Source organism: Collinsella sp. OF02-10 (genome assembly GCF_003463445.1).
Lineage (GTDB): Bacteria > Actinomycetota > Coriobacteriia > Coriobacteriales > Coriobacteriaceae > Collinsella.
The window spans coordinates 101,895-114,113 of the sequence record NZ_QSCW01000007.1 but is presented as its reverse complement, the minus strand read 5'-3'; the positions used below and the strand labels follow the sequence as shown (position 1 = coordinate 114,113).

General features: G+C 62.9%; 7 protein-coding genes, 1 tRNA gene and 1 pseudogene. All 9 read right to left on the bottom strand.

The annotated features are described in order from the left end of the window. Positions 1-67 precede the first annotated feature (67 nt). Complete coding sequence (locus DXA43_RS05180) at positions 68-1,411, bottom strand: folylpolyglutamate synthase/dihydrofolate synthase family protein (protein WP_117806460.1); 1,344 nt, start codon at positions 1,409-1,411, stop codon at positions 68-70. A gap of 246 nt (positions 1,412-1,657) precedes the next feature. Continuing rightward, positions 1,658-4,354, bottom strand: a complete 2,697-nt coding sequence (locus tag DXA43_RS05175) for a valine--tRNA ligase (RefSeq protein ID WP_117806459.1) — start codon at positions 4,352-4,354, stop codon at positions 1,658-1,660. A 286-nt stretch (positions 4,355-4,640) separates the two neighbouring features. Next, positions 4,641-6,047: an ATP-dependent Clp protease ATP-binding subunit ClpX gene (gene clpX, locus DXA43_RS05170; protein ID WP_117806458.1), complete on the bottom strand. Its 1,407-nt coding sequence runs from the start codon at positions 6,045-6,047 to the stop codon at positions 4,641-4,643. A gap of 1 nt (position 6,048) precedes the next feature. Then, positions 6,049-6,669: an ATP-dependent Clp protease proteolytic subunit gene (locus DXA43_RS05165; RefSeq protein ID WP_022095182.1), complete on the bottom strand. Its 621-nt coding sequence runs from the start codon at positions 6,667-6,669 to the stop codon at positions 6,049-6,051. A 163-nt stretch (positions 6,670-6,832) separates the two neighbouring features. Further along, positions 6,833-8,134, bottom strand: coding sequence for a trigger factor (gene tig / locus DXA43_RS05160; RefSeq protein ID WP_233505673.1), 1,302 nt, complete (start codon positions 8,132-8,134; stop codon positions 6,833-6,835). 88 nt (positions 8,135-8,222) lie between these two features. Then, positions 8,223-8,306 (bottom strand) — tRNA-Leu (locus DXA43_RS05155). Positions 8,307-8,446: 140 nt separating this feature from the next. Next, entirely contained in the window at positions 8,447-10,657 is a 2,211-nt protein-coding gene (locus tag DXA43_RS05150; protein WP_370448005.1) for a xanthine dehydrogenase family protein molybdopterin-binding subunit, read from the bottom strand. Between the two features lie 177 nt (positions 10,658-10,834). Continuing rightward, positions 10,835-11,203: pseudogene (locus DXA43_RS10590) on the bottom strand ((2Fe-2S)-binding protein); the annotation flags it as partial. A 74-nt stretch (positions 11,204-11,277) separates the two neighbouring features. Then, positions 11,278-12,180: a xanthine dehydrogenase family protein subunit M gene (locus tag DXA43_RS05145; protein ID WP_199408974.1), complete on the bottom strand. Its 903-nt coding sequence runs from the start codon at positions 12,178-12,180 to the stop codon at positions 11,278-11,280. Positions 12,181-12,219: the final 39 nt, after the last annotated feature.

The following is a 12,219-nucleotide window of genomic DNA, read 5'->3' as shown; positions in this document are numbered from 1 at the left end:
ACGGACCGTTTGAGGCTTCTGGCTTGTAAAACAGTCCGTATTTCACCGCAACTGATGAGGGGATGGGTTAACGCAGCAGGCCGGCTACTTCGCCGGCTAGGGTGATGGTGCCGGCGGCTACGAAGGGCTCGCCCGCGGCATCGAAGGCAGCGAGGGCCTCGGACACGCTCGGATACACGCCCGCGAGCTTGTCGGCGTCCACAAGTGCGGCAAGCTCCTCTGCCGGCAGGGCGCGGTCGGAATCGGTCTGGGTCACAACCACGCGCGGGAAGGCCGGGATCAGTACGTCAACGATGCCTGCCACGTCCTTGTCGGCCAGCGCAGCGCACAGCAGCGTGGGGCGATTCTCCACGCACGGATCGATCTCGTCCAGCGCGCTCACAAAGTTCTCGCAGCTCTGAGGGTTATGGCAGGCGTCGATCAGCTTGAGCGGATCGGTTCCCAGCACATCAAAGCGACCCGGCGTGGGGCAGCCCATAAGCGAAGCGTCGAGCGCATCGTGGTCGAGCTCGCGGCCAAGATAGCCCTCGCACAGCATAATCGCGCACGCAGCATTCTGCGGCTGATACGCCGGCTTAACCATACTCGACGTATAGATGGCACACGGCGTAGTACAGCTAAACTCCACGGTATCGCCTACATGCGCCGGTACCTTGGTCGTGGAATGGCTCACAACCAGCGGCACCACACCGCACTCGCGGCAGCGCGTATCCATTACGCGCTGAACGCTCGGCTCATGCGTGCCATCGCCCAAAACAACCAATCGCCCAGGCTTAATAACCGCAGCCTTCTCCCCCGCAATGGCCTCGAGCGTATCGCCCAAAATGCGTGTGTGATCGAGCCCAATGCCCGTAATGGCAACGGCGACGGGATCGGTCGCACTCGTGGCGTCCCAGCGTCCGCCCATGCCGACCTCGAGCACGGCAACATCCACCGCGGCCTCGGCAAACACGACAAGTGCGGCAGCCGTCAAAAGGTCAAACGGCGTGATGGTATAGGCGCGCTCCCCCGCCGCCACACGACGGGCATTCACTCGATGCCCCGCCTCAACAGCGGCCGAAACGCCACGGGCGAATGCCTCATCGCTCACGACGCATCCATCGACTTCCATGCGCTCGGGATAGCGTACCAGCTGTGGCGACGTATACAGCGCGGTCTTGAGCCCCTCACCACGAAGAATGGCAGCCGAAAAACGCGTAGTCGAAGTCTTGCCATTGGTACCGGCAACCTGAATGCAATCGAAATACTCATCCGGACGTCCCAGCTCATCGAGCATATCGACAACCGTCTCAAGCAGAGGCCCAGCATCCCCAGAAATCCGCCCCGTATCAGCAGCCAGCCCCACAGCTTCACCAAACGAAAGCAAATCAAACTCAAAAGGAACGGTATACAAGCCAGAACGCTTAGGCATTTTCAGAACCGCCATTCATAGAAAAATAAAACAATATAGGTTGAGGATAGTCAGCGAAAACGCCTCTGATGAGCCAAGGTGCCGTGAAACAAGGGCGCATAGGGCTTATGCCCATGCGCCCGAAGTTGAACGGCAGATTGGCCATCAGAGGCGTTTGCAGCGTCGAGCCAGCCGCCGTTCGTTAGAACGGCGGAATAGGTGTCCGCAGTAGCGAGCAATGCCCCAAACCGCGTCCCCCAGTAACGCCTACGAGAAGTCAGCAACCTGCGAGGTCAGCGCCGCAAGGATCTCCTTGAGCTCAGCTGCACGGTCCCTCTTCTTCTGGACCACCGCAGGCGCGGCCTTAGCCACAAAGCCCTCGTTGGCGAGCGTCTTCTCGCAGCCGGCGAGCTCCTTCTGCGCAGCGGCGATCTCCTTCTCCAGGCGCGCCTTCTCGGCCGAAAGATCAACCTTGCCCTCGAGCACCACAAAGACCTCGACGCCGCTGTCGACCACGGCGATGCTCGCAGCCGGCTTCTCAACGTCGGTGCCCATAACCAGCGAAGACGTGTTGGCCAGCGGCTCAATCGTGGAGCGCAGGCTCTCGAGCTTCTCGATGTCCTCGCCACTGGCGCGCACGACCACGTCGAGCTCGGCCTTGGGGCTCAAGCGGTAGCGCGAACGCGTGGCGCGGGCAGCGGAAACGACGGTGCGGCACAGTTCAAACGCGCGCTCCGCGGGCTCGTCGACGTACTTGGCGTAGTCGGCGGGCTCCGGCCACTTGGCGATCATGAGCGCCTCGGCGCGGTCCACGTTGCCCTCGGCATCCAGATCGAGCACGCTCGCCGGCATGTTGTCCCAAATCTCCTCGGTGACAAACGGCATAAGCGGGTGCATCAGACGAATGGAGGTGTCGAGCACAAAGATCAGATTGCGCTGAGCTTGCAAACGGCCCTCGCCCTTCAGGCGGGACTTGGTGACCTCGACGTACCAGTCGCAGACCTCGTTCCAGAAGAACTGCTGCACGCCGCGGGCCATGTCGCCAAAGGTGTAGTTCTCGATGCCCTCGGTGACCATCTTCACGGCCTTGGCCAAGCGGCTGAACATCCAGGCGTCGGCCGGCGTCTCCACGACGGGCTCGCCGGGCGTGTAGCCCTCCATGTTCATAAGCAGGAAGCGGCTGGCGTTCCAGATCTTGGTCACAAACGACTTGGCCTGGTCGGTGCGCGGGCTGTCGATGAGCTTCTTGGTCTTCTTATCGATGTTCGCGTCGAACTTGACGTCCTGGTTGTTGGTGCACAGTGTGAGCAGGTTGTAACGCATGGCATCGGCACCGTACATGCCAATGAGGTCCATGGGGTCAACGCCGTTGCCCTTGGACTTGGACATGCGGCTGCCGTCCTTGGCAAGGATCGTCGGGTAGATGACGACGTCCTTAAACGGCACCTCATCCAGGAAGTACAGCGAGCTCATGACCATGCGGGCGACCCACAGCGCGATGATGTCGCGCGCGGTAACAAGCGCCGTCGTGGGATGATGGCCCTCGAGCAGCTCCGGCTTTTGCGGCCAGCCCTGCGTAGCGAAGGTCCACAGCTGCGAGCTGAACCAGGTGTCCAGCACGTTCTCGTCCTGATGCACGTGATGACCGCCGCACTTGGGGCACACGTCGGTGTCCTCGGTAAGGGCGTCCTCCCAGCCGCAGTCCTCGCAGTAGAACACGGGGATGCGGTGGCCCCACCACAGCTGGCGGCTGATGCACCAGTCCTTGAGGTTCTCCATCCAGGTGGTGTAGGTCTGCGTCCAGCGCGCGGGGTGGAAGGTGACCTTGCCGGAGTTAACGGCGTCGAGTGCCGGCCCCTTGAGCTTGTCGACGGCGACGAACCACTGCTCGGACAGCCACGGCTCCAGGGCGGAGTCGCAACGGTAGCAGTGCATGACGGAGTGATCGAGCTCTTCGACGTGATCGAGCAGACCGTGCTCCTCGAACCACTTGATGACGGCCTCGCGGCACTCGTCGCGGTTCATGCCGGTGAACTCGCCGTAGCCCTCGACGACCACCGCGTGCTCGTCGAAGATGTTGATCTGCGGCAGGTCGTGGGCCTGACCCATGGCGTAGTCGTTGGGGTCGTGGGCCGGGGTGACCTTGACAAAACCGGAACCGAAGTTGGCGTCGACGTGCCAATCCTCAAAGATGGGAATCTCGCGGTCGACGATGGGGAGCTTGACGGTCTTACCCACAAAGGCGGCCTTCTCGGGGTCCTTCGGGGAGACGGCGACGCCCGTGTCGCCGAGCATGGTCTCGGGGCGCGTGGTGGCGACGACGATGTAGTCCTGGCCGTTGACCGGCTCGGTCAGCGGGTAGCGCAGGTGCCACAGGTGGCCCTTCTCGTCCTTGTACTCGGCCTCGTCGTCCGAGATAGCGGTGGTGCAGTTGGGGCACCAGTTGACGATGCGCTTGCCACGATAGATCAGGCCGTCGTGGTACCAGTCGCAAAAGACCTTACGCACGGCCTGGGCGTAATCCTCGTCCATGGTGAAGCGCTCGTTATCGAAGTCGACGGAGCAGCCCATGCGCTTGATCTGCTCGACGATGATGCCGCCGTACTCGTGGGTCCAATCCCAGCAGGCGTCGACAAACTTGTCGCGACCGATCTCCAGGCGGCTGATGCCCTCGCTCTTGAGCTTCTTGTCGACCTTGGTCTGCGTGGCGATACCGGCGTGATCGGTGCCCAACACCCAGCGCGTGGACTTGCCGCGCATGCGGGCCATACGGATGATGGCGTCCTGGATGGAGTCGTCGGTGGCATGGCCCATGTGGAGCTTGCCGGTCACGTTGGGAGGCGGAATGGTGACGGTGCAGTCGCCCACGCCCTCACGGCGCTTGTAGTAGCCGCCGTCAAGCCACTTCTGCAGGATCGCCGGCTCGTTGGTCGACGGATCGTAGTTCTTGGGCATTTCTTCCATATATCTCTCCCTGTCCCGCCGGGGAGGAATGTAGGCCCGATTTTCGCTCGGTCAAGTCCTGGGCTCGCTCGAAGACCACATTAAGTGGTCTTCGGCTCGTGCGGAATCTACGAAAATCGGGCCTACATTCCTCCCCTTAGGTATCGATTACTTCAGTCTGAATGACTTCGCTGAGGCTTAAACAAACACACAGAATAACACAGGTAGTTGGGGTTATTGCGTATATATAAAATAGCCTCCGACCGCGGGTGGCCGGAGGCTATTTGCAAACACGTTTTAGGCAGGTCTAGCCGTAGATACGTTGGGGCTGCTCTTCACCCTTTACGGAGGCTTCGGTTACGATGATCTTGGTGACGCCCTCCTCGCTGGGAAGGTCGAACATCGTCTGCTGCAGCACGTCCTCGCAGATGGAGCGCAGGCCGCGGGCGCCGGTCTTGCGGGCGAGCGCCATGTGGGCGATCTCGTGCAGGGCGGCGACCTCAAACTCAAGCTCAACGTCCTCGAGCTGGAACATCTTGCGGTACTGACGCACCACGGCGTTCTTGGGCTCGGTCAGGATCGACACCAGGTCGTCCTCGTCGAGCGCCTGCGTCTGGGTGACGACGGGCGTACGTCCCACAAACTCGGGGATCATACCAAAGGCGTTGAGATCCTGCGGGAGCACCTGGCGCAGCAGGTCGTTCTCGTCGACCGAGGTGGGGCCAGCGATCTCTGAGTTAAAGCCCACGCCCTTGTTGCCAACACGGTCGGCGATGATCTTATCCAGGCCTACAAAGGCACCGCCGCAGATGAACAGGATGTTGGTCGTGTCGATCTGCAGCAGCTCCTGCTGGGGATGCTTGCGGCCGCCGGTGGGCGGAACGCTTGCCACCGTGCCCTCAAGAATCTTCAGCAGTGCCTGCTGAACGCCCTCGCCCGAGACATCGCGGGTGATGGAGAGGTTCTCTGCCTTGCGGGCGATCTTGTCGATCTCGTCCACATAGATAATACCGACCTGTGCACGCTCAATGTCGCCATCAGCGGCGTTGATGAGCTTGAGCAGGATGTTCTCCACGTCCTCGCCCACGTAACCAGCCTCGGTGAGCGCGGTGGCGTCGGCGATAGCAAACGGCACCTCGAGGATGCGCGCGAGCGTCTGGGCGAGCAGGGTCTTACCGGTACCGGTGGGGCCGAGCAGCAGGATGTTGGACTTGGCGAGCTCTACCTCGTCCATATCGTCGTCGAGCTGCGAGTCCAGGCCGTCATCAAAGGCCGAAAGCGCAGCGCCGCCCTCGATCACGCGACGGTAGTGGTTGTACACGGCCACCGACATGGCGCGCTTGGCGTCCTCCTGGCCCATAACATAGGCCGAAAGCTCGTCATAGATCTCGTGCGGCGTCGGCACGTGCGTGATGACCTGACGGTCGTCCTCGAGCTCAAAGCCCTCGGCCTCGGGGTCAACGGCAGGCTGGGACGCAGCCTGGCCGTGATCGTTGAGGAAACCCGGCAGCTTGCCGTTGCGGGCGGCGTCCATAAAGTCCGAAGCCAGCGACTCCTCAAGGATTTCGGAGCAGGCGGCGACGCACTCGTCACAGATAAAGATGTTGGTCGGGCCCTTAACAAGGCGGCGAACCTGACCCTGCTCTTTTCCGCAGAAGGAACAGCGGATGGGGTTGCCGTTCTCGTCGAAGCCGTCCTGCATGTTACCGGCCATCCTAGGCATCCTTCGCGGCGAGGTCGCGCGAGGTGACGATACGGTCGATCAGGCCGTAGTCGAGGGCCTCGGCAGCGGTCAGGTAGTTGTCGCGCTCGGTATCGGCCTGGACCTTCTCGATCGGCTGGCCCGAGGCATCGGACAGAATCTGGTTGAGCTCGCGGCGGGTCTTCTTGATCTCCTCGGCCACGATCTCAATCTCGGTCTGCTGACCCTGGGCACCGCCGCTGGGCTGGTGAATCATGACCTTGGAGTGCGGCAGGCAGAAGCGCTTGCCCTTGGCGCCGGCCGAAAGCAGCACGGCGGCCATAGACGCGGCCATACCGACGCAAATGGTGGAGACCTGCGGCTTGATAAAGTTCATGGTGTCCAGAATCGCCAGGCCGGAGTAGACCTCGCCACCGGGCGAATTGATATAGAGCGAGATATCCTTCTCGGCATCCTGGCTCTCAAGATGCAGCAGCTGGGCAACGACCAGGTTGGCGCTGACGGAGTTGATCTCCTCGCCCAAGAAGATGATGCGGTCGTTGAGCAGGCGTGAATAGATATCGTAGCTGCGCTCGCCGCGCGGCGTCTGCTCGATAACGTATGGCACGAGGGCGGAATCGAACTTAGCGATCATACGCATCTCCATTTCTCTCTTGCGGACCAAATTGGTTCTAGATAAACGTACGGTGCCCGCATGCTATGCATTGGCTGGCACCGTACGAAGCAACCGGATAACCGGCTTATAACTTTACCCCATCATGGGCGCACGCAAGCGCTCGTGGGCAAGGTGGCGAGAATTACTCGGCGTCCTTGGCGGTCTCGTCGACCTCGGTCACCTTGGCGTTCTCGACCAGGTGGTCGACGGCCTTGGAGCGACGGATGGACTCGCGGACGGCAGGCATGCGGCCATCGGCGATGAACTCGGCCTTGGAAGCCTCGACGTCCTTGACGCCGGCCTTCTCGAACTCGGCGTTGATGTCGTCCTCGGTGACCTCAATCTTGAGCTCACGGGCGAGGGCGTCGAGGGCCAGGGACTCACGGGCAACGTCGTTGGCCTGCTTATGCAGGTCGCCGATGAACTGCTCCATGGTCAGACCGGAAGCGGGCAGCCAGGTGTCGAGCGTCATGCCGCGGGCAGCGAGGTTGGACAGGAAGTTCTGGCCAAGCTCCTCAAAGACGGACTGCTCGTAGTCGGCATCCATCTCGTCGAGCTGCAGGCGCTCAGCGAGAGCGGAGACGCAACGGTTCTCCTTCTCGGCAGGGAGGCGGGAAGCCTTGTCCTGCTCGATCTCGATCTTGATGGCGTCGCGCATGGCGTCGATGCTGTCGAAGCCGAAGTCGGACTTGACAAGCTCGTCGGTGAGCTCGGGGGTGTTGCGGACCTTGATGCCCTTGACGGTGACCTCGACGGTGTGGGTCTCGGCCTCCTCGCCCTCCTCGACCTCGTCGGTCCAGGTGACGGTCTTGACGTCGTCAACGTTAGCGCCGATCAGGGCCTCGTTGAACTCCTTGGGGTTGCTGTCGCTACCGGCGATGAGCATGCGACCCTCGGCGGCAAAGTTGTCGGCGTTCTCGACGGCCTTGAGGTCGACGGTCACATAGTCGTCAGCCTCGACGGCGCGACCCTCGACGTCCTCGAAGGTGGCACGGTAGTTGAGGAGCATCTCGACCTGGTTGTTGATCTCGGACTCGGTGACCTCCGCAGGGGGCATCTCGATCTCGACGGCGTCGAAGGAAGAGAGCTCGGCAGCAGGACGCAGGGAGAACTCGACGGTGTAGGTGTAGTCCTCGTGATCCTTGGCGAGGTCGAGCTCCTTGTAGTCACCGTTCTTGGTGGGGACGATGTCCAGCTCGTTGAGGACGGCGGGCTCGTTGGCGGCGATCAGGTCGTTAGTGGCCTGAGCGAGGGTAGCCTCGGCGCCAAGAGCGGAATCGATGACCGGACGGGGAGCCTTGCCGGCGCGGAAGCCCGGGAAGCGGTACTTCTTGGCGGTGTCCTTGTAGGCCTTCTTGATCGCGGCGTCGACGTCGGCGGCCGGGATGGTGACCGTAGCGGTGAGCTTGGCGTCCTTGACGTCAGAAGCGGTGATGTTCAACACGTTCCTCCTCATACTGCCCAGCTTATCTGAGGTGCTGGTACCTTTATGCAACAAAGAGTCGCGACGGCCGAAGCCGACGCAGATGCGTTGGTGCGGGCGAAAGGACTCGAACCTTCACGGGAATCCCACCAGAACCTAAATCTGGCGCGTCTACCAATTCCGCCACGCCCGCATGAGCGCACAGATTAGGAATGATAGCAGATACGAGCGGCAAGCGCACGCACACCTTTTACAGGCTCACGACCTCACCACGAGTGCAAAAGGCGGGGCGAGTTGTCCCGTCCCGCCAACTACGACTTGTTCGCTGACCCGCTACTCCCCCAGCAGAGCCTTCTCCGGTGTGATGGGCAGCGAGCGCACCTGGTGGCCGGTGGCGTGTGCCACGGCCGAGGCAACGGCGGCGAGCGGCGTGTTGATGACGACCTCGCCGATCGACTTGGCGCCAAACGGGCCCGTCGGCTCGTAGCTCGGCTCAAAGGCCACGCGAATGCTGCCGATATCCAGGCGCGTGGGCAGCTTGTAGCTCATAAAGTTGCCGGTGCGCAGACGGCCGCGATCGTCATGCTCGACAATCTCGTAGAGCGCGTGGCCGATGCCCTGGGCAATGCCGCCCTCGGCCTGAACGCGCGCGAGCGCCTCGTTGATCACGGTGCCGCAGTCGACGGCCGCCGCATAGTCCACCACGGTCACCTTGCCGGTGGCCTTGTCGACCTCGACCTCGGCAATGCCGGCCATAAACGGCGGAGGCGAAACGGGCAGGCAGGCAGAAGCATGCGAGGTGAGCGCGTCGCCGCCCGCGATGTTCTTGACGCATAGGTTGGCAAATTCGCGCAGCGTGAGGTAGCGGTTCTGCTCACGAGCGGCACGCTCGTCGGACAGGCGCACGTACTGGCCGTCGAAGACCACGTCGGCGGCGTCAACGTCCCACATCTGAGCGGCCTTGGCGCAAATCTTCTCGCGCAGCTCGGTCGCGGCGTTCTTGGCGGCAAGGCCCGTCACGTAGGTACCGGAGCTCGCGTACGAGCCGGCGTCGAACGGCGACACGTCGGTGTCCACGCCGCGCACCACGATCAGCGAGCTCTCCACGCCCAGCTCCTCGGCGGCAATCTGCGCCAGGATCGTGTCGACGCCCATGCCGTTATCGGTGGCGCCGGTGCCGATGGTAATGAAGCCGTCCTCTTCCAGGCGCATGTCGATGCCGGCGATGTCCACGTTGGAAATGCCCGAGCCCTGCATGGTGAGCGCGCAGCCCAGGGCGCGCACGCGGTCGCCCAGATCGACGGCCAGCGGCTTGTCGCGCCAGCCGATCATGTCCATCGCGCGCAGCAGGCAGCGGTCGAGCGCGCAGGCGTTGAGCTTCTCGTTGTAGTACTGCGGCATGATCTCGCCCTCGCGCACGATGTTCTTAAGGCGCAGGTCGGCGGGGTCCATGTGCAGCATGTCGGCGAGCTCGTTGACGGCGCTCTCCACGGCAAACTGGCCCTGGGTGGCACCGTAGCCGCGATACGCGCCGCCGCGGTTGGTGTTGGTGTAGACGGCGTCCCAGCTAAAGCGGCTCGCCTTCACATGGTTGTAGATAGGCAGGCTCTTGTGGCCCGAGAGGCCGATCGTCGTGGTGGCGTGCTCGCCATACGCACCGGCGTTGGACAGCGTGTGCAGGTCGATGGCCGTGATGGTGCCGTCGTTCATGGCGCCCAACTTGACGGTCATCTGCATCTGGTGGCGCGAGTTGCCCGCGGTGATTGTCTCCTCACGGGTGTAGCAGCAGTAGCTCGGACGGCCGGTCTGCTGGGTAACGAATGCCACGAAGATCTCGCAGCAGCCCGTCTGCTTGGAGCCAAAGCCGCCGCCGATGCGCGGCTTAATGACCTGCACCTGCGACTGCGGAATATCGAGCGACTGAGCGACCATGCGGCGCACGTGGAAGGGCACCTGCGTAGAGGTGGTCACCGAGATGCGCCCAAACGCGTCGGTCGTCGCGAAGGCGCGGAAGGTCTCCATGGGCGCGGTCTGCGTGGCCTGGCTGGTGTAGGTGCGCTCAAAGACGATATCGCTCTGGGCGAAGGCCTCATCCAAGTCACCAAAGTCGCTCGTGCCGCTGCATACCAAGTTGCGCGGGACGTCGCCGCCCTGCGGGAACATAAAGGTCACGTCGCCCTCGGGGTGGACCACGATGTCGTTATCGAGCGCCTGGGTAAAGTCGAGCAGGGGCTCGAGCACCTCGTAGTCGACCTTGATGAGCTTGAGCGCCTTGTCTGCGGCCTCCTCGGTCTCGGCGGCGACGATCGCCACCTCTTCGTTTTGGTAACGGACGAGGTTCTCGAGGATCAAGCGGTCGTAGGGACTCGGCTGCGGATAGCTCTGACCGGCGATGGTAAAGCGGCGCTTGGGCACGTCCTCATAGGTGTAGACGCCCACGACGCCCGGCACCTTCAGGGCGCGAGACGTGTCGATGGAGCAGATCTTGGCGCGGGCATAGGGGCTGCGCTTGAGTTTGACGATCAGGGCGCCGGCGGGCACCATATCGCCCGTGTAGACGGGACGGCCCTCGAGCAGCGCCTTCGAGTCCTTCTTAGGCTGCTTATGGGTAATCTGCTTGTACGAGACACCGTCGCAGCTGGTGTCGTTGACCGGCAGCTCGGGCATCTCAAAGCCCACCTGCACGCCGGACTCGTTGAGGAAGCGGACAATGGCGCGCAGCTGGCTCTCGTAGCCGCTGCAGCGGCACAGGTTGCCGGCGAGCTGGCGCGACAGTTCCTCGCGCGTGGCGACGAGGCTCGGGTCCTCCTTGGCGGCGCGGGCAAGCGCCAGCACGTTCATGATAAGGCCGGGGGCGCAAAAACCGCACTGCTCGGCGCCTTCGGCAGCCATCGCGCGGGCGAGCGCCTCGGACTCAGCCTTGAGACCCTCGAGCGTGGTGATGGTATGGCCCTCGACGCGCGCGGCGGGAACCGAGCAGCTCAGCACCGGGTCGCCGTCGAGCCACACCGTGCACAGACCGCAGTTGGTGGTTTCGCAGGCGCAGCGCACCGACGCGCAACCCTGCTCACGCAAAAGCGAAAAGAGCATGGTGTCAGGGGCAATCTGAACCTTGACCTTGCGGCCGTTGAGCGTAAAGGAAAGATCGATGAGTTTGGCAGCCATTAGCGCACCTCGCTAGAATCGACGCCGGGCACGCGGCGGCAGGAATACTCGTCCGTGGCGAACTTGGGGATCTGCACGGTCTCGAGCTCGCGGGCAAGCGCGGCCGAAAGCTCGATGCCAGCGGCGCGGCGAACGGCCTGCACGGCAAGCGGGGCCGAGACGCGGCGGCGGTAGTCGGCCGAGCCCCACAGGTTGGTGCCATAGCTCAACGCGCGTACGGACACGGCCAGGGCGCGCAGCTCGTCCTCGGAAGGCTGCTCGCTGGTGAGGCCACATGCCTCGCCCTGCAGCAAGGTCGCGCGCAGCGGGCGGGCGCCCACGGTGACGTGCCAGGTGTTGTCCCACCAGGCGACGGTGACGTTGAGCGAGGGGAAGTCGGTCGCAGCCTTGCGCACGGCCTCGTAGCTCGCGCGGTAATCGTGCTTGACGACCACGACGTGCTCGATCACGTCGCGCACATAGCCCATGTCCACGAACTCGGCGAGCGGCACACGGCCGGCACCCGTCAGCTCAACGTAAGAGTCGAGCGCGAGGAAGGCGGAGAGAACGTCCGAGAAGCCAAAGCGGCCATAGATGCTGCCGCCCACCGTGGCGGTATTGCGCAGCTGCACGCCCACGATATCGTGAACGGCGAACTCGAAGACATTGTTGACAAGCGCGTTGAGCTCGGCATGGCGCTCGAGCTGGCGCAGGGTGCACATGGCACCGATGCGAAACTCGGTCTCGGTCTCCTCGATCTGATCGAGTCCGCAGGCCGAAAGGTCAATCGCCGTCGCCACGCGACGCGAACCCAGGCGCATCCAGATGCCGCCGCCCACAATCTTGTTGTTGCGGTTCTTCTGCAAGAGCTCATAGGCTTCGGCCGCGTTTCCAACACGGACGTAGGTACCGAACTTGAGCACGTTCTCCCCCATCTCTTCACTTGTCCAGTACTTTTAAGT

Bases quoted from the DNA above. Each gene is read 5' to 3' on its own strand.
- DXA43_RS05180 (WP_117806460.1), bottom strand. From the start codon at position 1,411: ATGCCTAAGCGTTCTGGCTTGTATACCGTTCCTTTTGAGTTTGATTTG.
- clpX (WP_117806458.1), bottom strand. From the start codon at position 6,047: ATGGCCGGTAACATGCAGGACGGCTTCGACGAGAACGGCAACCCCATC.
- DXA43_RS05175 (WP_117806459.1), bottom strand. From the start codon at position 4,354: ATGGAAGAAATGCCCAAGAACTACGATCCGTCGACCAACGAGCCGGCG.
- DXA43_RS05150 (WP_370448005.1), bottom strand. From the start codon at position 10,657: ATGGTGCCCGCCGGCGCCCTGATCGTCAAACTCAAGCGCAGCCCCTAT.
- DXA43_RS05165 (WP_022095182.1), bottom strand. From the start codon at position 6,669: ATGATCGCTAAGTTCGATTCCGCCCTCGTGCCATACGTTATCGAGCAG.